Annotated in this window: 22 protein-coding genes and 1 pseudogene; 13 read left to right on the plus strand and 10 right to left on the minus strand. The window is 64.7% G+C overall.

From position 1 onward, the window contains the following. Positions 1-39: 39 nt before the first annotated feature. A complete protein-coding gene (locus ACSFCA_RS33485) occupies positions 40-1,881 on the plus strand; it encodes an ABCB family ABC transporter ATP-binding protein/permease (RefSeq protein WP_435462515.1) in 1,842 nt (613 codons plus the stop codon). 42 nt (positions 1,882-1,923) lie between these two features. Further along, the gene (locus tag ACSFCA_RS33490) at positions 1,924-2,862 is read left to right on the plus strand and encodes a 2-hydroxyacid dehydrogenase (RefSeq protein WP_435462516.1); all 939 of its coding nucleotides are present in this window, start codon (positions 1,924-1,926) and stop codon (positions 2,860-2,862) included. A gap of 4 nt (positions 2,863-2,866) precedes the next feature. Here the strand turns inward: ACSFCA_RS33490 and ACSFCA_RS33495 are convergent, their stop codons facing one another. Further along, positions 2,867-4,309, minus strand: a complete 1,443-nt coding sequence (locus ACSFCA_RS33495) for an amidase (protein ID WP_435462517.1) — start codon at positions 4,307-4,309, stop codon at positions 2,867-2,869. Between the two features lie 61 nt (positions 4,310-4,370). Between ACSFCA_RS33495 and ACSFCA_RS33500 the strand changes: the two genes are divergently transcribed. From ACSFCA_RS33500 to ACSFCA_RS33525, 6 genes are all read left to right on the plus strand, one after another. After that, positions 4,371-5,366, plus strand: a complete 996-nt coding sequence (locus tag ACSFCA_RS33500) for a LysR substrate-binding domain-containing protein (protein ID WP_435462518.1) — start codon at positions 4,371-4,373, stop codon at positions 5,364-5,366. A 174-nt stretch (positions 5,367-5,540) separates the two neighbouring features. Beyond that, positions 5,541-7,001 carry an aspartate ammonia-lyase gene (locus tag ACSFCA_RS33505; RefSeq protein WP_435462519.1) on the plus strand — a complete coding sequence of 487 codons (1,461 nt, stop codon included), beginning with the start codon at positions 5,541-5,543 and terminating at the stop codon, positions 6,999-7,001. Between the two features lie 168 nt (positions 7,002-7,169). Then, positions 7,170-8,069 carry an amino acid ABC transporter substrate-binding protein gene (locus ACSFCA_RS33510; protein ID WP_258351321.1) on the plus strand — a complete coding sequence of 300 codons (900 nt, stop codon included), beginning with the start codon at positions 7,170-7,172 and terminating at the stop codon, positions 8,067-8,069. A 98-nt stretch (positions 8,070-8,167) separates the two neighbouring features. Then, on the plus strand, positions 8,168-8,899 hold the full coding sequence (locus ACSFCA_RS33515; RefSeq protein ID WP_258351320.1) for an amino acid ABC transporter permease: 732 nt from the start codon (positions 8,168-8,170) through the stop codon (positions 8,897-8,899). Position 8,900: 1 nt separating this feature from the next. Continuing rightward, on the plus strand, positions 8,901-9,590 hold the full coding sequence (locus tag ACSFCA_RS33520) for an amino acid ABC transporter permease (protein ID WP_258351319.1): 690 nt from the start codon (positions 8,901-8,903) through the stop codon (positions 9,588-9,590). A gap of 43 nt (positions 9,591-9,633) precedes the next feature. Further along, complete coding sequence (locus ACSFCA_RS33525) at positions 9,634-10,371, plus strand: amino acid ABC transporter ATP-binding protein (protein ID WP_435462531.1); 738 nt, start codon at positions 9,634-9,636, stop codon at positions 10,369-10,371. Between the two features lie 57 nt (positions 10,372-10,428). Here the strand turns inward: ACSFCA_RS33525 and ACSFCA_RS33530 are convergent, their stop codons facing one another. The 4 genes from ACSFCA_RS33530 to ACSFCA_RS33545 all read right to left on the minus strand — a co-directional run bounded on the left by ACSFCA_RS33530 (position 10,429) and on the right by ACSFCA_RS33545 (position 14,704). After that, entirely contained in the window at positions 10,429-11,472 is a 1,044-nt protein-coding gene (locus ACSFCA_RS33530; protein ID WP_435462520.1) for an alpha/beta hydrolase family protein, read from the minus strand. Positions 11,473-11,601: 129 nt separating this feature from the next. Continuing rightward, positions 11,602-12,417: a class I SAM-dependent methyltransferase gene (locus ACSFCA_RS33535; protein ID WP_435462521.1), complete on the minus strand. Its 816-nt coding sequence runs from the start codon at positions 12,415-12,417 to the stop codon at positions 11,602-11,604. Positions 12,418-12,575: 158 nt separating this feature from the next. After that, positions 12,576-13,562 (minus strand): nucleoside hydrolase, encoded by a 987-nt coding sequence (locus ACSFCA_RS33540; protein ID WP_371127393.1) that lies wholly within the window; start codon positions 13,560-13,562, stop codon positions 12,576-12,578. Between the two features lie 311 nt (positions 13,563-13,873). After that, complete coding sequence (locus tag ACSFCA_RS33545) at positions 13,874-14,704, minus strand: dienelactone hydrolase family protein (RefSeq protein ID WP_435462522.1); 831 nt, start codon at positions 14,702-14,704, stop codon at positions 13,874-13,876. 108 nt (positions 14,705-14,812) lie between these two features. On the opposite strand from ACSFCA_RS33545, the gene ACSFCA_RS33550 reads away from it, so the two are divergent. Then, the gene (locus tag ACSFCA_RS33550) at positions 14,813-15,778 is read left to right on the plus strand and encodes a GlxA family transcriptional regulator (RefSeq protein ID WP_435462523.1); all 966 of its coding nucleotides are present in this window, start codon (positions 14,813-14,815) and stop codon (positions 15,776-15,778) included. Positions 15,779-15,805: 27 nt separating this feature from the next. Here ACSFCA_RS33550 and ACSFCA_RS33555 read toward each other — a convergent pair whose 3' ends face one another. Genes ACSFCA_RS33555 through ACSFCA_RS33565 form a run of 3 tightly spaced genes read right to left on the minus strand, consistent with a single transcriptional unit; the run spans position 15,806 to position 18,759 of the window. After that, positions 15,806-16,843, minus strand: a complete 1,038-nt coding sequence (locus ACSFCA_RS33555; RefSeq protein ID WP_093079117.1) for a DctP family TRAP transporter solute-binding subunit — start codon at positions 16,841-16,843, stop codon at positions 15,806-15,808. Positions 16,844-16,882: 39 nt separating this feature from the next. Then, entirely contained in the window at positions 16,883-18,181 is a 1,299-nt protein-coding gene (locus ACSFCA_RS33560; RefSeq protein ID WP_093079115.1) for a TRAP transporter large permease, read from the minus strand. Continuing rightward, entirely contained in the window at positions 18,178-18,759 is a 582-nt protein-coding gene (locus tag ACSFCA_RS33565; protein WP_435462524.1) for a TRAP transporter small permease, read from the minus strand. Before ACSFCA_RS33565 ends, ACSFCA_RS33560 begins: the two co-directional genes overlap by 4 nt. Before the next feature lie 592 nt (positions 18,760-19,351). Between ACSFCA_RS33565 and ACSFCA_RS33570 the strand changes: the two genes are divergently transcribed. The 4 genes from ACSFCA_RS33570 to ACSFCA_RS33585 all read left to right on the plus strand — a co-directional run bounded on the left by ACSFCA_RS33570 (position 19,352) and on the right by ACSFCA_RS33585 (position 22,488). After that, positions 19,352-19,867 (plus strand): hypothetical protein, encoded by a 516-nt coding sequence (locus ACSFCA_RS33570; protein WP_435462525.1) that lies wholly within the window; start codon positions 19,352-19,354, stop codon positions 19,865-19,867. After that, complete coding sequence (locus tag ACSFCA_RS33575; protein ID WP_435462526.1) at positions 19,806-20,648, plus strand: serine/threonine-protein kinase; 843 nt, start codon at positions 19,806-19,808, stop codon at positions 20,646-20,648. Before ACSFCA_RS33570 ends, ACSFCA_RS33575 begins: the two co-directional genes overlap by 62 nt. A 9-nt stretch (positions 20,649-20,657) precedes the next feature. Further along, complete coding sequence (locus ACSFCA_RS33580) at positions 20,658-21,812, plus strand: hypothetical protein (protein ID WP_435462527.1); 1,155 nt, start codon at positions 20,658-20,660, stop codon at positions 21,810-21,812. Between the two features lie 61 nt (positions 21,813-21,873). Then, entirely contained in the window at positions 21,874-22,488 is a 615-nt protein-coding gene (locus ACSFCA_RS33585) for a hypothetical protein (RefSeq protein WP_435462528.1), read from the plus strand. A gap of 1,147 nt (positions 22,489-23,635) precedes the next feature. Here ACSFCA_RS33585 and ACSFCA_RS33590 read toward each other — a convergent pair. Together ACSFCA_RS33590 and ACSFCA_RS33595 are read right to left on the minus strand one after the other, a co-directional pair. Continuing rightward, positions 23,636-24,607 carry an NAD(P)H-dependent flavin oxidoreductase gene (locus tag ACSFCA_RS33590; RefSeq protein ID WP_435462529.1) on the minus strand — a complete coding sequence of 324 codons (972 nt, stop codon included), beginning with the start codon at positions 24,605-24,607 and terminating at the stop codon, positions 23,636-23,638. A gap of 13 nt (positions 24,608-24,620) precedes the next feature. Next, positions 24,621-24,741: pseudogene (locus ACSFCA_RS33595) on the minus strand (electron transfer flavoprotein subunit alpha/FixB family protein); the annotation flags it as partial.

Consider the following 24,741-nt stretch of genomic DNA (forward strand, 5'->3'; position numbering starts at 1 on the left):
GCACAATCTGGAACAAACAAGCAACCACGATTGTCCTCCATGCGCCGAAGCGGCGAAGCCCTTCCTTCCCCCCACACAGCCGGCGGCCACCCGCCGGCGCGCAGCGACCGTTCCGACTGGGCGACGCTGCGCCGCCTGTTTCCCTATCTCTGGCAGTACAAGTGGCGGGTGGCCGCGGCGCTGGCCTTCATGGTGGGCGCCAAGGTGGCCAACGTCGGCGTGCCGGTGCTGCTGAAGAACCTGGTCGACACGATGACGCCGAAGCCGGGTGCTCCCGACTTGGCCCAGGCACTGCTCATCGTGCCCATCGGCCTGCTGCTTGCCTATGGGCTGCTGCGCTTCTCGACCTCTCTGTTCGGCGAACTGCGCGAGCTGATCTTCGCCAAGGCCACCGAGGGCACGGCCCGGCAGATTGCGCTGGAGGTGTTCCGCCACCTGCACGCACTGAGCCTGCGCTTCCACCTGGAGCGCCAGACCGGCGGCATGACGCGCGACATCGAGCGCGGCACGCGCGGCGTGCACTCGCTCATCTCGATGTCGCTCTACAGCATCGTGCCGACCATCATCGAGCTGGTGCTGGTGCTCACCATCCTGGGCGTGAAGTTCGATTCGCTGTTCGTCTGGATCACGGCGGCGGCGCTGGTGCTGTACATCACCTACACCGTGACGGTGACCGAATGGCGCACGCAGTTCCGCAAGACCATGAACGAGCTCGACTCGGTGGCGCAAAGCCGCGCGGTCGATTCGCTGCTGAACTACGAAACCGTCAAGTACTTCAACAACGAAGACTTCGAGGCCGGCCGCTACGACGCCAGCCTCGACCGCTACCGCAAGGCCGCCATCAAGAGCCAGCGCACGCTGAGCATGCTGAACACCGGGCAGCAACTGCTGATTGCCGTGAGCCTGGTGCTGATGCTGTGGCGCGCCACCTCGGGCGTGGTCGAAGGGCGCATGACGCTGGGCGACCTGGTGATGGTCAACGCCTTCATGATCCAGCTCTACATTCCGCTGAACTTCCTGGGCGTGATCTACCGCGAGATCAAGCAGAGCCTGACCGACCTCGACAAGATGTTCGTGCTGATGGAAAAAGAGCGCGAGGTGCGCGATGCGCCCGGCGCGCAGCCGCTGGCAGGTACCGACGCCACCGTGCGCTTCGAGGATGTGAGCTTTGCCTACGAGGCCGCGCGGCCCATCCTCAAGCACGTGAGCTTCGAGATTCCCGCCGGCAAGACGGTGGCGGTGGTCGGGCCTTCGGGCTCGGGCAAGTCCACGCTGGCGCGGCTGCTGTACCGCTTCTACGACGTGCAGCACGGCCGCATCACCATCGGCGGGGAAGACATTCGCGAGGTCACTCAGTCAAGCGTGCGCCGCGCCATCGGCATCGTCCCGCAGGACACGGTGCTGTTCAACGACACAGTCGAATACAACATCGCCTACGGCCGCCCGGGGGCGAGCCGCGAAGAGGTGGAGGCCGCGGCACGCGCCGCGCGCATCCACGACTTCATCGTGGCCACGCCCAAGGGCTACGACACGACCGTGGGCGAGCGCGGCCTGAAGCTCTCGGGCGGCGAGAAGCAGCGCGTGGCCATTGCGCGCACGCTGCTGAAGAACCCGCCGATCGTGATCTTCGACGAGGCCACCTCGGCGCTCGACTCGGCCAACGAGCGCGCCATCCAGTCCGAGCTGAAGAGCGCCGCGCAGGACAAGACCACGCTGGTCATTGCGCACCGCCTGTCGACGGTGGTCGACGCGCACGAGATCCTGGTGTTGGAGTCGGGCGTGATCGTCGAGCGCGGCACGCATGCCGAGCTGCTCGCGAAGCAGGGCCGCTACGCCCAGATGTGGGCTTTGCAGAAGAGCGAAGCAACTCCATTGATGTAGCGCGATCATCCATTCCTTTTTATCGATCTCAGGAGTTCAGACGTGTCGACCAAGATTCCCCTGCTGGTGCTCAGCGGCCTCTCGAGTGCCCACCAGGCCCAGATTGCCGAGGTCTATGACATGACCTACGCCTTCGACCCCGCCCTGCGCGCGGCCGCCATCGCCGAGCACGGCAAGAAGTTTCGCGCGGTGCTGACCATCGGCGTCATCGGCATCACGCCCGAGGAAATCGCGGCGATGCCGGCGGTGGAGCTGATCTGCTGCATGGGCGCGGGCTACGAAGGCGTGCCGCTCGAAGTGACGCGTGCGCGGGGCATCGCGACGGCCAACGGCGCGGGCACGAACGACGACTGCGTGGCCGACCACGCCTTCGGCCTGCTGATCAGCATCGTGCGCGAGTTCCGCAAGCTCGACCGGCTGTGCCGCGAGGGCGTGTGGCGCGAAGCCATTCCGCAGCCGCCGAACGTGTCGGGCAAGAAGCTGGGCATCCTGGGGCTGGGCACCATCGGCCAGAAGATCGCGAAGCGGGCGGCGGCCTTCGACATGGAGGTCGGCTATCACAACCGCAAGCCGCGCGAAGGCGCAACGCAGCGCTACTTCGACGACCTGAAGTCGCTGGCCGCGTGGGCCGACTTCCTGGTGCTGGCCGCGCCGGGCGGGCCGGCGACGAAGCATCTGGTCAACGCCGAAGTGCTCGACGCGCTGGGGCCGCAGGGCTACCTGGTGAGCATCGGGCGAGGCAGCGTTGTCGACACAGAAGCGCTGGCGGCTGCATTGCGCGAGAACCGCATCGCCGGGGCCGGCGTCGACGTGTACGAGAGCGAGCCGAAGCGGCCCGAGCCGCTGGTTGGCCTCGACAACGTGCTGCTGACGCCGCACATGGCCGGCTGGTCGCCCGAGGCGACGCAGAAGTCGCTGGACCATTTCCTCGCGAATGCAGAAGGTCACTTCGCGGGGCGAGGCGTGTTGACGCCGATCTGAGTCCTCAGATCAATGCGCTGGGGCGGTGCGCGCCCCAGCCGCAGGCCTGGTCATATGCATGGCCGAGCCGCAGCACGTCGAGGTCCGCATGGATCGGTCCCGCCAGCTGCAGCCCCATCGGCAGCCCGCCTTCGCCGAAGCCGGCGCGCACATTCAGCGTCGGTAGCCCCGCCAGCGTGAATGGCGTGACGATCTCCATCCAGCGGTGGTACGTGTCGCTCTTCACGCCATTCACCTCGGCAGGCCAGTGCAACTCGGCATCGAACGGAAACACCTGAGCCGTCGGTGCCAGCACGAAGTCGAAGCGCTCGAACAGCTTGAGGAACGCGCGGTACACGTTCGAGCGGTACACCGAGGCCTGGTACAGCGAGGCCGCATCGAGGTGCCGGCTTTGCTCGATTTCCCATTGCGCCTCGGGCTTGAGCTGCGCGAACAGCTTCGGATCGCTGAGATAGGCGCCGAGCTTGCCGCCCACCAGCAGTTGCCTCAACCGTAGCCACGCGCTCCAGTTGTGCTCGCGCGGCACGTCGAGCGTGCAGGGCTCGACCTCGCAGCCGATGGTGCGGAAGGTGTCGAGCGCCTTCTCGCCCAGTTCGCGGATACCGGGGGCCAGCGGCAGGTCGGGCCAGATGCTGCCCAACCAGCCGATGCGCAGGCCCTTGCCGTCGCCATCGAGCTGCAGCGCATCGGGCGAGGGCAGGGCGTGCGGTGACGACAGCGGCACGCGCGTGTCGAAGCCCGCCTGCACGGCCAGCAGCCGCGCCGCGTCTTCCACCGTGCGCGCCATCGGGCCTTCGCAGCCCAGCTGCTGGAAGAACAGTTCCTCCTCCGGGTTGCCCGGCACGCGCCCGCGCGAGGGACGCATGCCGATCACGTTGTTGAAGGCGGCCGGGTTTCGCAGCGATCCCATCATGTCGCTGCCGTCCGCCACGGGCAGCATGCCCAGGGCCAGCGCCACTGCCGCACCGCCGCTGCTGCCGCCCGCGCTGCGTTCGGGCGCATAGGCGTTGCGCGTGATGCCGAACACCGTGTTGTAGGTGTGCGAGCCGAGCCCGAATTCGGGTGTGTTGGTCTTGCCGATGACGACGGCGCCGGCCGCCTTGGCGCGGGCCACGTGCAGGCTGTCGGCCCGTGCAGGCGAGCGCGGCGACAGCGGCGATCCCATCGAGGTCGGCAGGCCGGCGGCATGGCTCAGGTCTTTCACTGCCAGCGGAAAGCCGTGCATCCAGCCGCGCCGTTCGCCTCGTGCCAGCTCGGCATCGCGCTCATCGGCCTCGGCCAGCAACTGCGCCGGATCGCGCAGCGACACGATGGCGTTGAAGCGCGGGTTCAGCGCCTCGATGCGGGCCAGCGAGGCCTGCATCACCTCGCGGCAAGACACGTCGCGCGCGGCGATGCGGCGTGAGAGTTCGGTGGCGCTGAGTTCGAGCAGGTCGGCTGAAGGCATGGCGAGTGCGGGAAAAGGAGGGGGCGCCCAGTATGGCGCGGCGCTCGCATAATCGCCGCGTATGGAAACCAAGTGGCTCGAAGACTTCATCAGTTTGGCGGAAACCCGCAGCTTCAGCCGCTCGGCTCAATTGAGGCATGTGACCCAGCCGGCGTTCTCGCGCCGCATCCAGGCGCTCGAAGGCTGGGCCGGCACAGACCTGGTAGACCGCAGCTCGTACCCCACGCGGCTCACGCCCGCAGGCCAGACGCTCTATAGCCAGGCCATCGAAATGCTGCAGTCGCTGCAGAGCACCCGGGCCATGCTGCGCGGGCACTCGGCCGCCGGGCAGGACGTGATCGAGATCGCCGTGCCGCACACGCTGGCCTTTACCTTCTTCCCTTCGTGGGTGACCAGCCTGCGCGAGCATTTCGGGCCGATCAAGAGCCGGCTCATCGCGCTCAACGTGCACGACGCGGTGCTGCGGCTGGTCGAAGGCAGCTGCGACCTGCTGATTGCCTACCACCACCCCTCGCAGCCGCTTCAGCTCGACGCCAACAAGTACGAGATGGTCAGCCTCGGCGAGGAAACCGTGGCCCCCTGGGTCAAGGCCGATGCCGAAGGTGCGCCGCGCTACCGGCTGCCAGGGCGTCCTGGCCAGCCGTTGCCCTACCTGGGCTATGCGCCCGGCGCGTATCTGGGCCGCGTGGTCGACCAGCTGCTGAAGGAGTCGGGCACTGCCATCCACCTCGACCGCGTCTATGAGACCGACATGGCCGAGGGCCTGAAGGTCATGGCGCTCGAAGGCCACGGCATCGCCTTCCTGCCGCAGAGCGCGGTGCGCAAGGAGATCAAGGCGCGCAAGCTCGTGAGCGCGCTGCCGCCCGAAATCGACAGCCTGGAGGCGACGATGGAAATCCGCGCGTACCGCGAACGGCCCGGTGCGCCGGTGCCGGTCAAGGCCGGCGGCGGCCGGGCCGCCAGCAAGGCAGCAGCAGCGGCTGCCGACAGCCTGCAACCCAAACGCACGGCCGATGCGCTATGGTCTTACCTGGTCGGCACCCAGCCGCACCGCTGACAACGGAGATTTGTGCACCGCACAATCTATAAATGCCGCGCATAGGACTCCCCGCAAACGGCATTGGCGCCCCGAACCCGGCGCCTCTACAGTCGCGGCTGCTTTTAGTCGCTGTCACAGCAACATCTCCGGCACGCGCCCTACGCGTGCTTTTTTTTAAGCCGAGGAACCTGTATGAGCCCCAATTTCAGGACTGAACACGACTTCCTCGGCGACAAGCAGATCCCTGCCGTCGCCTACTGGGGCGTGCACACGGCGCGTGCGGTCGAGAACTTCCCCATCTCCGGCACGCGCATCTCGGCCATGCCCGACCTGGTGCGAGCGCTGGCCTACGTGAAGAAGGCCGCCACGCGCGCCAATGCCGACCTCGGCGCCATCGACCGCGACCGCGCGGCGGCCATCATCCTGGCCTGCGAAGACATCATCGACGGCAAGCTGCTCGACGAGTTCGTGGTCGACGTCATCCAGGGCGGCGCGGGCACCTCGACCAACATGAATGCCAACGAGGTCATCTGCAACCTCGCGCTCGAAAAGCTGGGCCACGAGAAGGCGCGCTACGACGTGCTGCACCCCAACGACCACGTCAACGCCTCGCAGAGCACCAACGACGTGTACCCCACGGCGGTGCGGCTGGCGCTGTGGTTCGCCATCGGGCGGCTGCTCGAATCGATGGCCACCCTGCGCCGCAGCTTCGAGGCCAAGGCGCTCGAGTTCAAGGACATCCTCAAGATCGGCCGCACCCAGCTGCAAGACGCGGTGCCGATGACGCTGGGCCAGGAGTTCCTGACCTACGCGATCATGATCGGGGAAGACGAGGCCCGCCTTGGCGAGGCCCGCGCGCTCATCGAGGAAATCAACCTCGGCGCCATCGGCACCGGCATCAACGCGCCGCACGGCTACGCGAACCTGGCCTGCCAGTACCTCGCCGAACAGACCGGCGTGCCGCTCAAGCAGGCCGCCAACCTCATCGAGGCCACGCAGGACACGGGCGCCTTCGTGCAGCTGTCGGGCGTGCTCAAGCGCGTGGCAACCAAGCTCAGCAAGACCTGCAACGACCTGCGCCTGCTGTCCAGCGGCCCGCAGGCCGGCTTCGGCGAAATCCGGCTGCCGGCGCGGCAGGCGGGCTCGTCGATCATGCCGGGCAAGGTCAATCCGGTGATTCCGGAAGTCATGAACCAGGTGGCCTTCGAGGTCATCGGCAACGACGTCACCGTGACGATGGCGTCCGAAGCCGGCCAGCTGCAGCTCAACGCCTTCGAGCCGATCATGGGCTGGAGCCTGTTCAAGAGCATCCAGCACCTGAGCCGGGCCTGCATCACGCTGCAGGTGAACTGTGTCGACGGCATCGAGGCCAACCGCGAGTTTCTTGCGAAGAGGGTGCGCGAGTCGGTCACGCTGGTCACGGCGCTCAACCCGCTCATCGGCTACGAAAAGGCCGCGCTCATCGCCAAGACCGCGCTCGCCACCGGCGGGCCGATCGACCTGGTGGCCGAATCGCTGGGCATCATGACGCGCGCCGAGATGGAGGCGCTGCTCGTGCCCGAGAACCTGACGCAGCCGGTGCGCCTGTCGGCCGCGCCGGTTCCGCCGGCTGCCGAGCCTTCGGGCCAGGCTTCGGGCATAAAGGCTGCTTAGTGAAAGTCAGACAATGCCAGGAGGCAGGATCGCACCAGGCTGGCGCTGCCATGCGCATGCCCGGTGCAGTGTGTGTGTGTATGCACCGGGTTGGTCCGGGTATCACGCAAAATGTAAATGTCTAGAATTTAGTTGTATCTGTTTCAGTCACCCTCAGGAGTTTTCCGTATGAAAAAACAAGTATTGGCATTGGCAGTCGCGGCACTGGCCGCTGGCGGCGCGATGGCGCAAGCCAATGACACGCTGGCCAAGATCAAGGCTTCCGGCGTCATCACCGAAGGCGTGCGTGAATCGTCGGGCCTGTCGTACACACTGGGCAATGGCCAATACACGGGCTTTCACTACGACGTCTGCGCCAACATCATCAAGGACCTCGAGAAGGCCGCCGGCAAGAAGCTCGAAGTCAAGTTCCAGCCCGTGACCTCGCAGAACCGCATTCCGCTCGTGCAGAACGGCACCGTGGACATCGAGTGCGGCTCGACCACCAACAACGCCACCCGCCAGAAGGACGTGGCTTTCGGCGTGACCACCTACGTCGAAGAAACCAAGATCGTCGTCAAGGCCAACTCGGGCATCAACTCGCTGGCCGACCTGAAGGACAAGACGGTTGCAACCACCACCGGCACCACGCCGCTGCAGACCGTGCGCAAGCAGAAGCGCGCCGAGAACCTGACCTTCAAGGAGGTCTACGGCAAGGACCACTCCGACAGCTTCCTGCTGCTCGAAACCGGCCGTGCCGACGCCTTCGTGATGGACGGCTCGATCCTGGCTGCCCTGGCCGCCAAGTCGAAGTCGCCCAAGGACTACAAGATCCTGTCCGACGTGCTGGCCGTCGAGCCCATCGCCATCATGATCCGCAAGGACGACGCCGCCTTCAAGAAGGCCGTGGACGACAGCATCAAGGCACAGGCCAAGTCGGGCGAACTCGCCAAGCTGTACGACAAGTGGTTCCTCAAGCCGATTCCGCCCGCAGGCGTGACCATCGGCCTGCCGCTGGGCGAAGCCACCAAGAACGCTTGGGCCAACCCGAACGACAAGCCTGCTGAAGACTACGTCACCAAGGAATAAGCGCCGCGTCGCTGCGTGATGACGCCCACCTTTCGCGGTGGGCGTTTCTTTTCAAGGGACTGGTTTTCGAAGAGACGGTGAAGAAGGAGTAAACACAAATGGGCAACTGGGATTGGCAGGTATTCCTGCAAGACCCCGGGGGGGACTATCCGACCTACCTGCAATGGATGCTGTCGGCCTGGGGCTGGACCGTGTCGGTCGCGCTGCTGGCGTTGATCGTGGCGCTGGTGCTGGGTTCGCTCATCGGCATCATCCGCACGCTGCCCGACAGTCCGTGGCTGGTGCGGCTGGGCAATGCCTGGGTCGAACTGTTCCGCAACATTCCGCTGCTGGTGCAGATCTTCCTCTGGTACCACGTGATCCCGGCGCTCATCCCCGTCATGAAGGGCGTGCCGAGCTTCATCCTCGTGGTGCTGGCGCTGGGCTTCTTCACCTCGGCGCGTATCGCCGAGCAGGTGCGCTCGGGCATCCAGGCGCTGCCCAAGGGCCAGCGCTATGCGGGCATGGCGGTGGGCTTCACCACCGTGCAGTACTACCGCTACGTGATCCTGCCGATGGCCTACCGCATCATCATCCCGCCGCTCACGAGCGAGACGATGAACATCTTCAAGAACTCGTCCGTCGCGTTCGCCGTGTCGGTCACCGAACTCACCATGTTCGCCATGCAGGCGCAGGAAGAAACCTCGCGCGGCATCGAGGTCTACCTGGCGGTGACGGGGTGCTACGTGATCTCGGCCCTCATCATCAACCGCCTCATGGCATTCATCGAGAAGAAGACCCGCGTGCCGGGCTTCATCGTGTCTGCAAGCGCGGGCGGCGGAGGACACTGACATGATGAATCTCGACCTGTCCTTCTACAACTGGGACGTCATCAGCAACTTCGTCGTCAAGGGCTTCTACTTCAGCATCATGCTGACGATAGTGGCCACTATCGGCGGCGTGATCTTCGGCACCATCCTGGCGCTCATGCGCCTGTCGGGCAAGAAGTGGCTCGATACGCCTGCGGCCATCTACGTCAACGGCATGCGAAGCATCCCGCTGGTGATGGTGATCCTGTGGTTCTTCCTGCTCGTGCCGGCGTCGTTCTATTCGCTGTTCGGCTCGGTCGGCTCCAACTACCGCTCCGAAATCTCGGCCGTGATCACCTTCGTGGCGTTCGAGGCTGCGTACTTCAGCGAGATCATGCGTGCCGGTATCCAGTCGATTCCGCGCGGCCAGGTGAATGCCGGCCAGGCGGTCGGCATGACCTACGGCCAGAACATGCGCCTGGTGGTGCTGCCGCAGGCCTTCCGCAACATGCTGCCGGTGCTGCTCACGCAGACCATCATCCTGTTCCAGGATACGTCGCTGGTCTACGCCATCGGTGCCTACGACATGCTCAAGGGCTTCGAGACCGCGGGCAAGAACTTCGGCCGCCCGATCGAGGCCTACCTGCTCGCAGCCGTCGTGTACTTCGTCATGTGCTACGCCCTTTCTTGGCTGGTCAAGCGCCTGCACAAGAAGATCGCCATCATTCGCTGATTGTTTGAGTGGCTGAACCGGAGAGAAAGAAATGTCCGAAAAAATGATTGAAATCAAGAACGTATCCAAGTGGTATGGCCCGGTGCAGGTGCTCAACGATTGTTCGGTGAGCATTTCCAAGGGCGACGTGGTGGTGGTGTGCGGGCCCTCGGGCTCGGGCAAGTCCACCCTCATCAAGACCGTGAATGCGCTGGAGCCCTTCCAGAAGGGCGAGATCACCGTCAACGGCATTCCGCTGCACGACCCCAAGACCAACCTGCCCAAGCTGCGCTCCAAGGTCGGCATGGTGTTCCAGCACTTCGAGCTGTTCCCGCACCTGTCGGTGACCGAGAACCTCACGATCGCGCAGATCAAGGTGCTGGGCCGCTCGCCCGACGAAGCCAAGACCCGCGGCCTGAAGATGCTCGACCGCGTGGGCCTGATGGCGCACAAGGACAAGTTCCCGGGTCAGCTGTCGGGCGGCCAGCAGCAGCGCGTGGCCATTGCCCGTGCGCTGTCGATGGACCCGATCGTGATGCTGTTCGACGAACCCACCTCGGCGCTCGACCCCGAGATGGTCGGCGAAGTGCTCGACGTGATGGTGAGCCTGGCCAAGGAAGGCATGACCATGATGGTGGTCACGCACGAAATGGCTTTCGCCCGCAAGGTCGCGAGCCGCGTGATCTTCATCGACGTAGGCGGCAAGATCCTGGAAGACTGCCCGAAGGACGAGTTCTTCAGCCACCCGGAAAACCGCCAGCCGCGCACCAAGGACTTCCTGAACAAGATCCTGCAGCACTGATCCGCTGCTGCTGCGCAAGAAAGACAAAAGCCACGCTGTTCTGCAGCGTGGCTTTTTTCATTCGCGTTCGGGCAATGCCTTGTCGAAGAAGGCCGGAATCTCGCGGCCCAGTCGCGCCAGGAAGGCCTTTCGATCGAAGCCCGGCGGGTCGTTCCTGATGTCTCCGTCGTCGCTGGGAATGGCGCTGGCCGGGGTGTCCATGAATGCGAAATGCCAGGCGTTGGGAACCCGGTGGATTTCGGCGCGGGGCATGTTCCGCGCAATCCATTCGGCGTGAAAACGCGGGACGAGGAACCGGTCCAGCTCCGCCTCATAGATCTGCGTGGGGATCTTGATCTCCGCCAGCGAAGACGCCGTGAAGACAACACCCGCCGGTGCCAGCAGCACGACCGCACGCACCCGCGGGTCGCGCAGCGAAGGCAGCACCGATGCTGATGCAGCAGGCGAGCCGGCCGTCGCTGGCGCGTTCCGGCCAACGCCGCAAAAAACCGGATCGGCCTCGCGCTCGCTCTCGCAGTGCCTGCGAATGCGCGACAGGTCGACTTGCCCACCCGCCAGCGCCAGCACGGTATAGCCGCCGGCCGAATGCCCCACCGCACCGATGCGAAAGCCCTGGGCGTCGCTGGCGATGCGATCCTTCCACTGCGGGTCTTGCAGCAAGGCGTCGATCACGCGCGATACCTGCCGCGGCCGTTCGGTGAAGTACACGCTGCCGCCTTTCTGCAGCAGTGACCCGTCCTGCCAGTTGTCGCCGGGATGGCGAAGGGCCGCGACCATGTAGCCATCCCGCGCGAGCGCCTCGGCGAGGCTGCTGTGGCCCAGTTCGGTGCCGCCGATGCCGTGGCTCAGCACGATCAGTCCCTTGAACTTGTCCTCGGGCGGTGCCTGGATGGCCGCCTGTACCGTGAACGGGCCCATGGCCGTCGTGCGCTCCGTCGCCTTCGTCGGGTAGTAGAGCGCGACCACCGTGGGTGCGGCGTCGGGCGTGTCGCCCGGAATGCGCAGTTGCCGCCAGCCGGCCTGGGCGGCCAGGAGCTGGAAGGACATCAGCAGGCCCGAGGCAAGCAGCAGGGTCTGGCGAAAGAAGAAGGCAGTGCGCATCGCGGATCTCCATCACATGGTTATGGAATGCGCATGGTTGCCGCGCCGCGGCGCAACTTCCATGCGAATGCGATGAAGTGCGCCAAAGGCGGCGCGAGATGACCGGATGAAGCGCGCGCCGGGACTCCGCTATCCCGCTGCCACGATCACATGTGCCTGAATCTTGCCGGTCACCGGGCCCTCTTTGCCATGGCGGCTGGCGATCGCCTCCGTTGCGCGCTCCGTAGCGAGCTGAAGCAGGCTGGCGTCGCGCGCCTCGATTTCGTTGCGCAGCGGCGTTCCCTGGCAATAGGCGGTGGCAACGTCGTGTGCCGAGGGCGCGCGGCTCAGCTTCTCGCGCGTCTCGATCCCGATGTTGGTGAACCCTGCGCGGCTCAAATCATCGCGGATCAGTGCGGTGTCGTGATAGCCGTGCGGCGTGCGAGCGAGAAATCGCGGAGGGTCATGCGGAAACACCGTGGCAACGGCGTTGGTGACGTCGTCGGCAAAGGCGTTCTCTTCGATGCGGTCCCAGACGCTGAAGACAAAGCGCCCGCCTGGCTTCAGCACGCGACGCGCCTCGGCATAGCCGGTAACCCGGTTGGGGAAAAACATCGCGCCGAACTGGCAGCAAACGACGTCGAACGATGCATTTTCGAACGGCAGGGCGAGCGCGTCCGCCTGCTGCCACTCGATACGGCTATCGGCGCCTTGCCGGGTGGCCGCATAGTCGAGCATTGGCTGGTTGAGGTCGGTTACCACGTAGCGCGCGCCGGCGCCGAGTTTTGGCGCAAGCGCCCGCGTAACCACGCCGCTGCCGGCCGCCGTTTCAAGCACCGAGCCGGGCGAGGAAGCCGCAACAAGCTCTGCCATGTCGGTGGCGTAGGCCTCGAAGATGAGGGGGACCATCAGCGTGTCGTAGAACTTCGGGATCGAGCCTGCGAACACCTTGTCGCTTTCAGCCATGAGACCTCCTCGAAAGCCCTGAAATGGCGCGTTTGATCACCTATTCCAGAGCGGGCAGGCCTCCCCGACGAGTCCGCCGCCTAGCTGGGCATTGGCGACGGTGCACCATGGTGGCCCCGCATGCCACCGCCGTCAATGCCGTTCCGGGGCGCTACTGCTCAAGGCAGGCGGGAAATGCGCTGCGTCAGCAGATCGAAGAACCCCTGCGCATCCCCCTCGGCAATCCAGTTCACGTTGGCGGGCTTCTTCAAACCGCCGTACCAGTCGACCACCGTCTGGCCGAAGCCCAGGCCTTCGCGGCTGTCGACTTCCACATTCACCTTCCGGCCCCTGAACAGCGAGGGCTGCAGCAGGTAGGCGATCACGGTGGCGTCGTGCACCGGGCCGCCGGGCAGGCCGTAGTACTGCATGTCGTGCTGCACATAGGCATCGAGGATGTCGGCCACCGTCTTGCCGGCCTGGTTGCCGATGCCGCGCAGCCTGGCAATGCGCTCGGGGCTGGTCAGCACCTTGTGCGTGAGGTCGAGCGGCAGCATGGTGATCGGTACGCCGCTCTTGAGCACGATCTCGGCCGCATGCGGATCGGCGAACACGTTGAACTCCGCCGTCGGCGTGATGTTGCCGCCATTGAAATGCGCGCCGCCCATGAGCACCAGCTCGCGCAGGCCGCGCGTGATGTCGGGAGCCTGCGTCAGTGCCAACGCGAGGTTGGTCTCGGGCCCGAGCATGGCGAGCGTCACGCTTTTTTCGGGCGCCGCGCGCAGCGTGCGGATCAGGTAGTCGACCGCATTGCCATCAGCCAGCGGCTGGCTCGGCTCGTGCACCTTGACGCCGGTGATGCCCTCGCTGCCGTGGATGTCGGCTGCATAGATGGGCGTGCGCAACAGGGGCCGCGGCGCACCGGCATAGACCGGAATGTCGGGCCGCTTCGCCCACTCGCGCGCAAGGCGCGCATTGCGCGAGGTCTTGGCGAGCTGCACGTTGCCGGCCACGGTGGTCAGCGCCTGGATCTTCAACTGCTCGGGCGAGGCCATGGCAAACAGCAGCGCGATCACGTCGTCGGCGCCAGGGTCGGTGTCGATGATCAGCGTGTGCACGGTGGCGTCGGCCGCGTGGGCCTTCGGGGTGATGAAGCTGGTGGTCAAGAAAACAAGTGCTGCGAGAAGAACCGAAAAGATCGCGAAGCGCGATGGCCGTGTTGTTGCGACGGTCGATGCGGTGGACCTGAGATGCATGGTGAAGGAGGCTCCTTGCTGCGCGAAGAAGTGCGCTGTGCAAGTCAGTCTGCCAGAGCATCTCGCGGCGCGGCATCGGATCGCGGGTGCATTGTCGGTGGCGACGCACGGGCTCGCAACGGTGCGCATACCAAGGGGTTAGCGAGTGCGGGCGGCCGAAGTGGAAAGTGCGCAAACACGCGCAGGAAGAGGTCGGCCGCCTGTTGTGAAAACGCCGCTGCTCAGCGCTGGCCAGCCAGCAGCCGCCGCGCGAAGAACGCGAGGATCTCGTCCCGCGCCGCCAGCGTTGGCTGCCCCGCCTCATCGATCAGGTGTGCCGTCACCACGCTGTGCGGGCTGGCCACCACCTGCGCGAAGAAGGGCGGCGTGTTCGGGTTGGCTGCGTTGTCGGGCAAAACGCGTGCGACAAAACGCTCGCCCAGTGCCTGAGAGAACGCAGCGAAGCGCTCGGCCTTGCAGAACCTGTCGCCGTCGAAGCGATAGGCCATCACGCTCAGGTCCTCGCGCTCCAGGCGTTGCCGCACGGCCGCGAGTTCGTCTGCCGCCACGTTCATGCCCGCCGGATCGTCGAGCGGCAGCGATGGCTGGCACACCACCGGCGCGAGCATGGTCGGCTCCATCATCATCGAGAGCGCGAAGTTGCCGGTGAAGCACATGCCGATCGCGCCCACGCCCGGGCCGCCGCATTCCTCATGCGCCAGCCGGGCGAGCGCGCGCAGCCATTGCGTCACCGGGCTTGATGCGTTCGATGCGAAGGCGCGAAACTCCGCGCTCACGCAGGCGCGCTTGAACACAGCGGTGCCTTCCTCGGCCTGCGGCACCGCGCCGTCGCGACCGAACAGCGAAGGCATGTAGACAGTGAAGCCTGCGTCGCGCACCCAGCGCGCAAAGCGTGCCACGTGCGGGCTGATGCCGGGCATCTCGGTCATCACGATCACAGCGGGGCCTTGGCCCATCAGGTAGACCTTCTTCTCGATGCCGTCGAGCGTGATCTGGCGCGGGGTGAAGTCGTCGAGCGGATCGTCTTCGTTCAGGGAGCGGGTCGGTGTCATTTGAGTGCGGCCGTGGACGGCACGGGGAAAGCGGATGAGCTTGTATTGGGCCGCTCGCGTCGCCAGAATGGCAGTGTCAAATTTGACCGTTTCAGGGCTGAATCAGACATGCACGATTTCACCGTCCTGGTGTTGCCCGGCGCCTTCAACTCCAGCGTCGCTGTCACGCTCGACATCCTGGGCGCTGCCCAGGCCGTGGCCGCTCGTGCCGGCGTGGCGCCGCCGCGCTGGAGGCTGTGCTCGGTGCAGGGTGGCCCGGTGCGGTTGCAGGCCGGCATGAGCCTGGAGACTGCGCGCCTGCCCGTGCGACCCCGTGACGACCGCTCGACATGGGTGGTGCCGGGGCTGGGGCTCAACACGCCGGGCGAGATCCGGCGGTGCCTCGACAGCGATGACGCGGCCAAGGCCATCGCGGGCCTCGTGCGACATGCGAAGGCCGGAGGGCAGGTCGCGGCCTCGTGCTCGGCGGTGTTCCTGCTGAATGCCGCGGGCCTGCTTCAGGGGCGGCGCGCGACAACCTCCTGGTGGTACGCGGCGCTGCTCAAGCAGATGGCGCCTGGCTGCACCGTCGACGTCGACCGCATGGTGTGCTCCGACGGCCCTGTGGTCACCGCTGGCGCCGCGTTCGCGCAGACCGACCTGATGCTGCACCTGCTGCGCGAGCGCTGCGGTAGTGCGCTCACCGATCTTGTCTCGCGCATGCTGCTGATCGACGGGCGTCAGGCGCAGGCACCATTCATCGTGCCGGAGGTGCTGGCCAACGGCAACGACCTTGTGGCGCGGCTGGCCGCACGCGTCGAATCGGCATTGCCCGATCCGCCCGCGGTCAGCGTGCTGGCGCGCGAGTTCTGCATGTCGGAGCGCACGCTGTCGCGCCACATCCAGAAGGCCACCGGCAAGAGCACGCAGGCGCTGGTGCAGAGCGTGCGTTTGCGGCGCGCCCGTGCGCTGCTCGAGTCGAGCCGAATGACTGTCGAGCAGGTGGCAGGCGCCGTGGGTTACCAGGACGCCACGGCGCTGCGGCGCCTGATGAAGAAGATGGCGGGCGCGAACCCGAGCCGCTACCGAGGCTGATGCGCCCGCACGGCGCCGTGCCTGCTCTTACTTCTTGCGCGCAGCAATCGCCTGCTCGGCCTTCGCCACCAGGTCTGCGCCCACGGTCGACTTCCACTTGTCGTACACCGGCCGCGTCGCCTTCACGAAGGCATCGCGTTCGGCTGGTGTGAGGCTGGTCACCGTCACGCCCATGCCCGCGATCTCCTTCAGCAGAGGCTTGTCGGCTTCGATCAGGCCCTTGCGCGCGATGACGATTTCTTCCTTGCCAGCGTCGATGGCGGCCTGGCGCACGATGGCCTGGTCAGCCGGCGTCCACGATGCCCAGATTTCCTTGTTCACCACGAACACCAACGGGTCAGCCACATAGCCCCAGGCGGTCAAAAATTTCTGGCCCACGTTCTGCATCTTGAGCACCGTGAACAGGAACAGTGGATTCTCCTGGCCGTCGACCGCGCCGCTCGCGAGCGCGGGCTGTGCGTCGGCCCAGCTCATCTGCGTGGGGTTGGCGCCGAGCGCGGTGAACATGTCGGAGTAGATGGGCGAACCGACCACGCGGATCTTCATGCCCTTGACGTCGGCCGGCGACTTGATCGCCCGCTTCGAATTGGTGATCTCGCGGTAGCCGTTCTCGCCCCAGGCGAGCGGCACTACGCCGGCCTTGTCGAGCGTCTTGAACATCTCTTTGCCGACTTCGCCCTGCGTGAGCGCGTCGATGGCCGCGTAGTCAGGCATCAGGAAGGGCATGGAGAACAGGTTGAGCTGCTTGACCTGCGGCGACCAGTTGATGGTCGAGCCCACGGCCATGTCGATCACGCCCTGGCGCAGCGCGCTGAATTCGCGCGTCTGGTCGCCCTGAATGAGCGACACGCCGGGGTACAGCTTGATGTTGATGCGGCCCTGGGTGCGCTCCTTCACCATGTCGGCCCAGATCTTTCCGGCCTGGCCCCACGGCGTGGGCGGGCCCAGCACCAGCGACATCTTGTACTCGGGCTTGTAGGCGGCCTGCGCCATGGCGCCGGTCGAGAACATGCCCAGGGCGGTTGCTGCTGCGGCAAGGCCGAGAAGGGTGCGGCGGAATTTCATGATGAGGGCTCTCCTTATGGTTCTGAGACGGGAAAAAAATCAGTAGCCGAGCTTGCGCGGCAGCCAGAGTGCGAGTTCGGGAAAGATGATGACCAGCACCATCACCACGAACATCGAGAACAGCATCCAGCCCACCCAGCGCACGGTCTCTTCCATGCGCACCTTGGCAATGCGGCACGAGACCATCAGGTTCACTGCGAGCGGCGGCGTGAACTGGCCCAGCGCCACCTTCAGCGTGAGGATCACGCCGAACCACACCGGGTCCCACTTGTAGTACTGCACGATGGGCAGCAGCAGCGGCACGAAGATCAAAAAGATCGACACGCCGTCGAGGAACATGCCGACCGTGATGAGCAGCAGTATCAGCAGCGCCAGGATGCCGTATTCGCCAAGGCCCGAATTCACGATCGCGCGTGTCACCGGATCGATCACGCCCAGCGTCGACAGCGAATACGCGAAGATGCCCGCCAGCGACACCACCAGCAGGATCACGGCCGAGAGCTCGCCCGACTCGCGCAAGATCACGAACAGGTCGCGCACCTTGATGGTCCGGTGAATGCACATGCCCACGAAGAGGCCGTAGAACACCGCCACCACCGCGGCCTCGGTCGGCGTGAACCAGCCCGCGCGCATGCCGCCGAGGATGAGCACTGGCGCGGCCAGCCCCCAGGTCGCTTCACGAAAGCTCTTCCAGAACGGCGGGCGCGGCAGCGTGGCTTCGAGCGCGCCCATCTTGTGTTTGCGCGCCAGCATCACGGCCGGAATCATCAGCGCCAGGCCGGCCATCACGCCGGGGATCATGCCGGCCGCGAACAGCGCCGGCACCGAAGCACCGGGCACCAGCACCGAATACACGATGAACGCGACTGAAGGCGGAATCAGGATGTCTGTGGCTGCCGCCGCGCCCACCACGCTGGCCGAGAAGGCGGCAGGGTAGCCGGCGCGCGACATGGCCGCGATCATCACCGCGCCCACTGCGGCCGCGTTGGCCGGGCCTGAGCCCGAGATGCCGCCGAGAAACATCGCCACCGCAATCGCCACCAGCGGCAGCATGCCGGGGCCGCGCCCCACGATGGCGACGGCAAAGTTGACGAGGCGCAATGCCACGCCCGAGCGGTCGAAGATGGAGCCGACCAGCACGAACATCGGAATGGCCAGCAGCGGATATTTGCCGAGGCCGGCGTAGAAGTTCTGCGGCACGGCCAGCAGGCCGAACCATTGGGCGTCGCTGTTGGCCAGTGCGATGCACGCGGCACCTGCCAGGCCCAGCGCGGCGCCGATGGGCACGCCCACCAGCATCATCACGACGAAGGCGACGAAGAGCAGGGTGGCGATCACTTGGCGTCGTCCTTGCTCTCTTTGGTGTCTGAGCCGTAGTTCGTCTTGCGACCGCGCCGGATCATCAGGCCCACCGCGCGCAATGCGATGGCGAACGACACGATGGGCAGCCAGATCGAATACCACCACGCGGGCAGCCCGATGCCCGGCGTTGTCTCCTCGAAGCGGAAGTCGTCCCACACCATGCGGATGCTGAGCGCGCCGATGAGCGTGAACAGAATGGCGATGGTCAGCGCGCCGAACTGCGCGAGCCGCTTGCGCCGCGCCATCGAGCCGCTTTCGGAAAAATACTCGATGCGTATGTGCCGGTCGCGCGCCACCGCGGCCGAGCCGGCCACCAGCGCCAGCATGATCATCAGGAACACCGAGAACTCTTCGGTCCACGCAAAGGACGAGTCGGTGAAGTAGCGGACGATGACGTTGGCAAAGGTGATGAGCGCCAGCGCACCCATGATGATGACTGTGAGCCAGTCTTCGATGGCAAGGGGAACCTTGGTCGGTTCGTCGGCGGCTTCGATGTCGGGGGGGAGGGGGCTGGCGGCGTCCAGCGTGGGGCCGGACTCGGGTGGAGTTGTCATCGCGGGATGGTCAGTGAGGCACGAACGGCGGGACGCGTCCGGTACACCTCGACAGGGAACAGCCTTCGATGCTAGGTGGTCGATGACCACTCATGTATCGGGGGTTTCCTTAGCTGCGGGGCTTGGGAAAGGTACTTTCGGGGTGTGTGCACAGGCCGCCGGGTACTCCCCTCCGCGAATGTCCCCCGCCCTTCGGGCTCCTCCTTTATTTCGCTGCGGGGAGCACCCGGCGCCCTGCGCACGATGAGCGCGGCTGTGACGTTGGCGGTTCGACCGCTGCGGCGGATTGCAGATGGACGTGTGGGGGCGTACCGCTGAGCTTTCGTGAGAGGCGGGCGGTGGTCAAGCGGAAGTCCAAAGGGCTGGCGTCGGCTGCGGTCGACATTGGTATGACTGCGTTCGATGTTCGCGTCAGACTGATCTGCGACATAGAGTCGCCCGCCGGTGAACGAGGACCGCTGGCGCGTTAGCTAGGTGGTCTGGGTATGGCTCAGCGCTATTTCTGGCGTCTAGTAGCAACGGTCCAGGCAATATTGGGGGGCGCGATACGTGGCTTGCTAAACTTAGCCCAAAGCAGCCTTAGAGTGCGCCAATGATTCAAGAAAGAACACGGACGGGGGGCCATTTCGAGTTCGCGACCGAAGCGGATTTTGTGGATAGGTTCGTCGGTAAGCTGGCCAAGGGCCGAACCGCGTTCGGACGTGTGCAGATCACCACCGAGTGGGACCATCGCGCAGGCTTTGTCGATGTCTTAGCCAGGAATCGACGCAAGGGCCTTGTCGCGTTCGAGGCGAAGCTCGACAACTGGAAGCGTGCGTTTCACCAGGCGTACCGCAGCACCGCGTACGCGAACAAGTCTTACGTCATCGTTCCGGAGCATGTAGCCAGCAGAGCCATGCGGGATCGAGAAGAGTTTGAGTTGAGAGGAGTGGGGCTATGTTCTTTCGACGGCTCAGCCGTGCAGGTGCTTATCGAGGCTGCCGAGCAGGATGCATTGCTCCGATGGCTGCGCGAGCAAGCTCACGAGCACTTCAATACGCTGTCAGATGAGCGCCGCGCTGGACCTAACAGCAGCCGCGGTAGACATCTGCAAGAAGCGCGGGTTTGAGTTCCACGGCGAGCTTGGGAAGGGGGCGTTCAAGAGCGCCTACCTTGCCAAGAATGCGCAGACTTCCTTCGCGCTCAAGCTGGCCGCCATAACGGGAAGCCCGGAGCGTCTGATCCGTGAGACTGCGGCTCTTCAAGACTGTTCACATCCCGCGATTGCAAGGCTCTTCGAGGCGTTTCCCTATGCCTACGACGGCCTGCAGCTTTGGGTGGTCTGCGAGGAGTATCTCGCGGACGGCACGCTTGAGAGCAGACTGAAGAGAGGCACGCCTCCACCAGCAGTCCTGCGCGGAATAGCCGTGACGCTGGCCGAGGTGCTGGAGCATCTGAACGACAAGAAGCTCGTGCACCGTGACATCAAACCGGCCAACATCATGTTCCGGACGGATGGGGCGCCCGTGCTCACCGACTTCGGTATCGTGCGGATGCTGGACCAACCTACGCTCACCCAGGCGTTCCTCAACATGGGCCCCGGGACGCCTGCATACGCATCACCCGAGCAACTCACCAACGACAAGGCCCTGATTGACTGGCGCACAGACCAGTTCGACTTGGCTATCGTTCTGGCCGAGTGCCTGCTCAGTCATCACCCATTCTTGGAGCAAGGCAAGACCATCCACGACGCCATTGTTAGTGTGGCGGCGAGGCAAGAGATGCCTGCGGCAAATGCCCAGCGGCTGCAGGTACTTGGCTTCGGCTGCCTCATCAGGGCGCTCAAGCCGTGGCCCATCGCCCGCTACCGCCGGCCCTCCGAGTTCATCGAGTCACTAAAGCAACCCTAAGAGGAACCTATGGCCTCCTACCTGCAGCTCGGTCACGATTCGTGGAACCTCCTTGAAGAAGAGGGCATTGGCGCGTACTCGGGGCTCGTTCTCAGCCCAGTCAACGATGGTCCCACGGACGTGCAGACGCGGCTTGCACGCCTTGGTGAGCTTCGCGATGAGCTTGAAGTGATCCTCGATTCGCAGATGTACAACCCGGCGGTCGACAAGGGAAAAATGGACCAGTGGGCCTACTTCTCTGCCGACTATGCGACGGCCGATCATGCGGACGCTGGTTGGTGGAGTCAGCGAGGGCGCGAGATTGTTGAGCAGGGTGCCCAATTGGGCGTGGATGCTGTCTGCTCACCGGCGTTGTGCCCAAGGACGTTCACGGACGACTATTACTCGCTGATGGTGGAGGTAGCCGATGCCACCAAACGCCATGCGGATGGGCATGGCATCCAGACGATGCTAACCGCCATTGTGAGCCTTCGGGATCTAGCGAACCCAGCTCGGGCGATGGCAATCGCCTCGATCCTCTCGCGCTGTTCTTGCGAGCGCGTTTACCTGACGTTTCTCAATGAGGACGTGCCCCCTCGAGAGCCACTAAGGGACGACGCCGGCCTACCGACTGCGGTCCATCTGATTCGGCTTCTCTCGGCGGAAATGCGCGTCCACGTAGCCTTCGCGTGTCATGACCTCGTACTGTGGAAGTTTGCGGGCGCTACGGACATTTCTACTGGTAAGTTCATGAACCTGCGGCGCTTCTCCCCAGGGCGGTGGCAGGAAGAAGAACCGGGAGGCCGACAGGTTGCATACTGGAATGAGGGGCCGCTGTTGGCTCGACTGCGCGAAGCCGACGTCGCGCTGCTTCTTCGGCACGGATGGTTTGATGGCAGGGATATGGCCGATAACCCATCCGAAGCACGCATCTTGGAAATCATCCGCAGCGGTACCGGCAAGCCTTGGCTGAAGCTGTCTTGGATGCAATACCTGCGATGGGCGAGCAACGTGGAAGCTATTTGGCATGGCCGCCCCGGCGCTGCTGAAGCGTCGTTGGACGTCGCGGACCGCAGTTGGGGCGAAGTCGTCGACCGGAAGCGCATCCTGTTCCAGGACAGGTTCAACAACGGCGATCACGTCCGCGCATGGTTGAACGCGCTGCGTGAAGGAGGCGCTAGGTGAGGGGCTTGATGGTTGATCGCCTTGGCAAAGCCTGGGCATCGCCAAGAGCGGCCATGCGCCAATGACGAGCTTCTTCTCTGAGCGGACGGCGGAATACTCGATTTTGCCAACCGTCGTCACGTACCTTCGGCAACGTTTCGGCGCCGCAGTGCCGATGTACTTCTGGTCCACAAGGGAAGGCAACACCGTCGCGGCAAAAGTTCATGCAGGGAGGCGCATGAGAGTGCTGGTGGTGTTTGCTCGCAGACCAAAGGTCCGGAGAGGAGCATTGCTACTCGGGAAAATCAACGCCGAACTCTTCGAATTCGCGCAAAGGGCTGAACAGCACGGGCTGCCCTGTTTTGCGGGGTTCCCTGCGGTGAGAAACGTGTTGGAACTCGGTGGCGACTTCCGCACACATTGGTTCCCTCTCATCGGCGACGAGCAGGACGATCTCCATTTCCAGGTCGATCTATCGCAGCCCCACCTTGCACCGACAGCGATGGATGGCCACGCGCTACAGACCGTGGAGCTGAGTAACCTCGGAGACGCGGTCGAGAACGGGCGTGTCCTTCCGTGGTCTGATGTCATCAAGGCGATTCGCAGCGTACGGCACCCGCATCGGCGGACGAGCTACGGCGACTTCTTTGGGGGAGGCAGTCTCTACGCACCTGCGTACGTTCTCGTGCCTGAATGACGCTCCATGTGCGCGTGATGCGGGTGGCCCGTGCGGTGCGGCGGGCAGATCAATGCTCACCTTGAGTGCCTTGAAAAGGTGCCGCATGAGGTTGGAGAGATTTGGTACCTAGTGGCTCCCTTCAAAGAAGACCCAGAGTTCGACTCCAGCCACCCGAGCAAGTAACCTGGGTGAGGCCGTCTTTCATGGGAGGGGATCGAGCGCCGTCTTCAGTGCGAATCCCGCTTCTACACAGTGAACGACCGGAAAGCGAGGAATAGCGATTATTGGAACGCGATGGCTGCAGGATGGTTGTCGCTGCAAAGCGGATGCTCGCATTGTCTGTCGGCGATCAGCATGGAACACATAGCTGCCACCGAGGCCTACCCCACAAACCTCAATCGAACCGAACTCCCTTCACCACAAAGGCTTCAGGCGGGCCGCGAACCCGCAGCCCGCAGACCAGCCACTACCCGCTAGTCTCAGACGCCCCACGCCGCGCCTTCTCGCTCATCTGAAACAACTCCCCAGCCTTGCGAGCCAGTTCAGCCGCAAGCCAAAGCAGGTTGTCCAGTTGTCGAGGCCCGTCACCGCTGCACCAGTCAATGTTTTCCCCGTGGCAGACCCACAGAAGAGCTTCGAGTTGAGAGAGGGTGTTTTCGAGAAGATCTGCCGGGTCTTGGGCGTTGTCTTCGGAAGCTACCGGCGTGCGAGGCCGGGCTATAGTCTTGGTAGCCATTTTTGTGCGGTTCCTGATAGGTTGTTGCACGAACTTGGTTAGACGGCTGGGGTGCTAGTAACACCCTGGCCGTCGCCTTTTGATACCTCGCATCTGCATCGCTGCTTTCGCACCGACAACCTGCCGCGAGGCAAGCAGCCTTCAAACATTTCGGTGGTGGCTTGGTGTGTTGCGCCTTTCTTCTTCCCTTGTTGGGGTATCGAGTGACAGGGGCATTCACTCTAGAGAAGAACCCGGCAAAGTAGCCGTTCCATGCGGCATGAAGTCTCGGCGACTGCCAACAAATGCAGCTTCCGCAGCGGCTCTGAACGATCACGCCGATGGGGTGCCTTGCGCAGCGAAATAAAGGAGGAGGCCGAAGGCCGGGGGACATTCGCGGAGCAAGGTACCCCGTCGGCGTGAGCGCCCCCCGGATGCGAGCAGAAAGACTCAGTCCATCCAGGACCGCGCCCGGTCCAGATGCTCCCGGCACTCGCGCACCATGCGTTCCAGCAGTTCCGCACAAGTCGGAATGTCGTCGATCAGCCCGATGCACTGCCCGGCCGAGACCACGCCGTTGTGCACCTCGCCAGACTCCAGCGCCGCACGGCCCCGCGCGCCGGCCACCAGCGGTCGCACGTCCTCGAACTCGCAGCCGCCCGGTCGGTTCTCCGTAGCCACCACCTCTTCGGAGATGGCGTTGCGGAACACACGCGCCGTGTTGTGCAGGGTGCGGAACATCAGCTTCGTGTCGCGCTCGGTCGCGTCGACCAGCGCCTGCTTGATGTTGTCGTGGATCGGCGCTTCCTTCGTCACGCAGAAGCGCGTGCCCATGTTCACGCCCTCGGCACCCAGTGCCAGCGCAGCAGCCATGCCGCGCCCGTCGGCAATGCCGCCCGACGCGATGATCGGAATGCGCAGCTTGCGCGCGGCGACGGGCAGCAGCACGAGGCCGGGCACGTCGTCCTCGCCCGGATGGCCCGCGCATTCGAAGCCGTCCACCGATACGGCATCGACGCCATTGCGTTCCGCCGACAGCGCATGGCGCACCGAGGTGCACTTGTGCACGATCTTCACGTCGTGGCGCTTCAGCGCCTCGATGAAGTCCTTCGGGCTGTTGCCCGCGGTCTCCACGATCTTCACGCCGCTGTCGATGATGGCCTGCACGTACTCCGCATAGGGCGGCGGCTTCACCGCCGGCAGGATCGTGAGGTTCACGCCGAAGGGCTTGTCGGTCATCGTGCGGGTGCGCGCGATCTCGTTGCGCAGGTCGTCGGGCGTGGGCTGCGTCAGCGCGGTAACGATGCCGAGGCCTCCGGCGTTCGACACGGCCGCGGCCAGCTCGGCGCGGCCCACCCATTGCATGCCGCCCTGGATGATCGGGTAGCGGATGCCTAGCAGTTCGGTGATGCGGGTCTTCATCGTCGAAGACCCCTTACAGCGCCTTCACCAGTTCCGGCACAGCCGTGAACAGGTCGGCCACGAGGCCATAGTCGGCTACCGAGAAGATCGGGGCCTCTTCGTCCTTGTTGATCGCCACGATCACCTTGGAGTCC

This window comes from Variovorax multivorans (genome assembly GCF_051216835.1).
GTDB lineage: Bacteria > Pseudomonadota > Gammaproteobacteria > Burkholderiales > Burkholderiaceae_C > Variovorax.

Coding starts and splice junctions, on each gene's coding strand:
- ACSFCA_RS33570 (WP_435462525.1), top strand. CDS start 19,352: ATGATTCAAGAAAGAACACGGACGGGGGGCCATTTCGAGTTCGCGACC.
- ACSFCA_RS33505 (WP_435462519.1), top strand. CDS start 5,541: ATGAGCCCCAATTTCAGGACTGAACACGACTTCCTCGGCGACAAGCAG.
- ACSFCA_RS33510 (WP_258351321.1), top strand. CDS start 7,170: ATGAAAAAACAAGTATTGGCATTGGCAGTCGCGGCACTGGCCGCTGGC.
- ACSFCA_RS33565 (WP_435462524.1), bottom strand. CDS start 18,759: ATGACAACTCCACCCGAGTCCGGCCCCACGCTGGACGCCGCCAGCCCC.
- ACSFCA_RS33520 (WP_258351319.1), top strand. CDS start 8,901: ATGATGAATCTCGACCTGTCCTTCTACAACTGGGACGTCATCAGCAAC.
- ACSFCA_RS33495 (WP_435462517.1), bottom strand. CDS start 4,309: ATGCCTTCAGCCGACCTGCTCGAACTCAGCGCCACCGAACTCTCACGC.
- ACSFCA_RS33550 (WP_435462523.1), top strand. CDS start 14,813: ATGCACGATTTCACCGTCCTGGTGTTGCCCGGCGCCTTCAACTCCAGC.
- ACSFCA_RS33545 (WP_435462522.1), bottom strand. CDS start 14,704: ATGACACCGACCCGCTCCCTGAACGAAGACGATCCGCTCGACGACTTC.
- ACSFCA_RS33585 (WP_435462528.1), top strand. CDS start 21,874: ATGACGAGCTTCTTCTCTGAGCGGACGGCGGAATACTCGATTTTGCCA.
- ACSFCA_RS33530 (WP_435462520.1), bottom strand. CDS start 11,472: ATGCGCACTGCCTTCTTCTTTCGCCAGACCCTGCTGCTTGCCTCGGGC.
- ACSFCA_RS33580 (WP_435462527.1), top strand. CDS start 20,658: ATGGCCTCCTACCTGCAGCTCGGTCACGATTCGTGGAACCTCCTTGAA.
- ACSFCA_RS33525 (WP_435462531.1), top strand. CDS start 9,634: ATGATTGAAATCAAGAACGTATCCAAGTGGTATGGCCCGGTGCAGGTG.
- ACSFCA_RS33500 (WP_435462518.1), top strand. CDS start 4,371: ATGGAAACCAAGTGGCTCGAAGACTTCATCAGTTTGGCGGAAACCCGC.
- ACSFCA_RS33515 (WP_258351320.1), top strand. CDS start 8,168: ATGGGCAACTGGGATTGGCAGGTATTCCTGCAAGACCCCGGGGGGGAC.
- ACSFCA_RS33590 (WP_435462529.1), bottom strand. CDS start 24,607: ATGAAGACCCGCATCACCGAACTGCTAGGCATCCGCTACCCGATCATC.
- ACSFCA_RS33485 (WP_435462515.1), top strand. CDS start 40: ATGCGCCGAAGCGGCGAAGCCCTTCCTTCCCCCCACACAGCCGGCGGC.
- ACSFCA_RS33535 (WP_435462521.1), bottom strand. CDS start 12,417: ATGGCTGAAAGCGACAAGGTGTTCGCAGGCTCGATCCCGAAGTTCTAC.
- ACSFCA_RS33575 (WP_435462526.1), top strand. CDS start 19,806: ATGAGCGCCGCGCTGGACCTAACAGCAGCCGCGGTAGACATCTGCAAG.
- ACSFCA_RS33555 (WP_093079117.1), bottom strand. CDS start 16,843: ATGAAATTCCGCCGCACCCTTCTCGGCCTTGCCGCAGCAGCAACCGCC.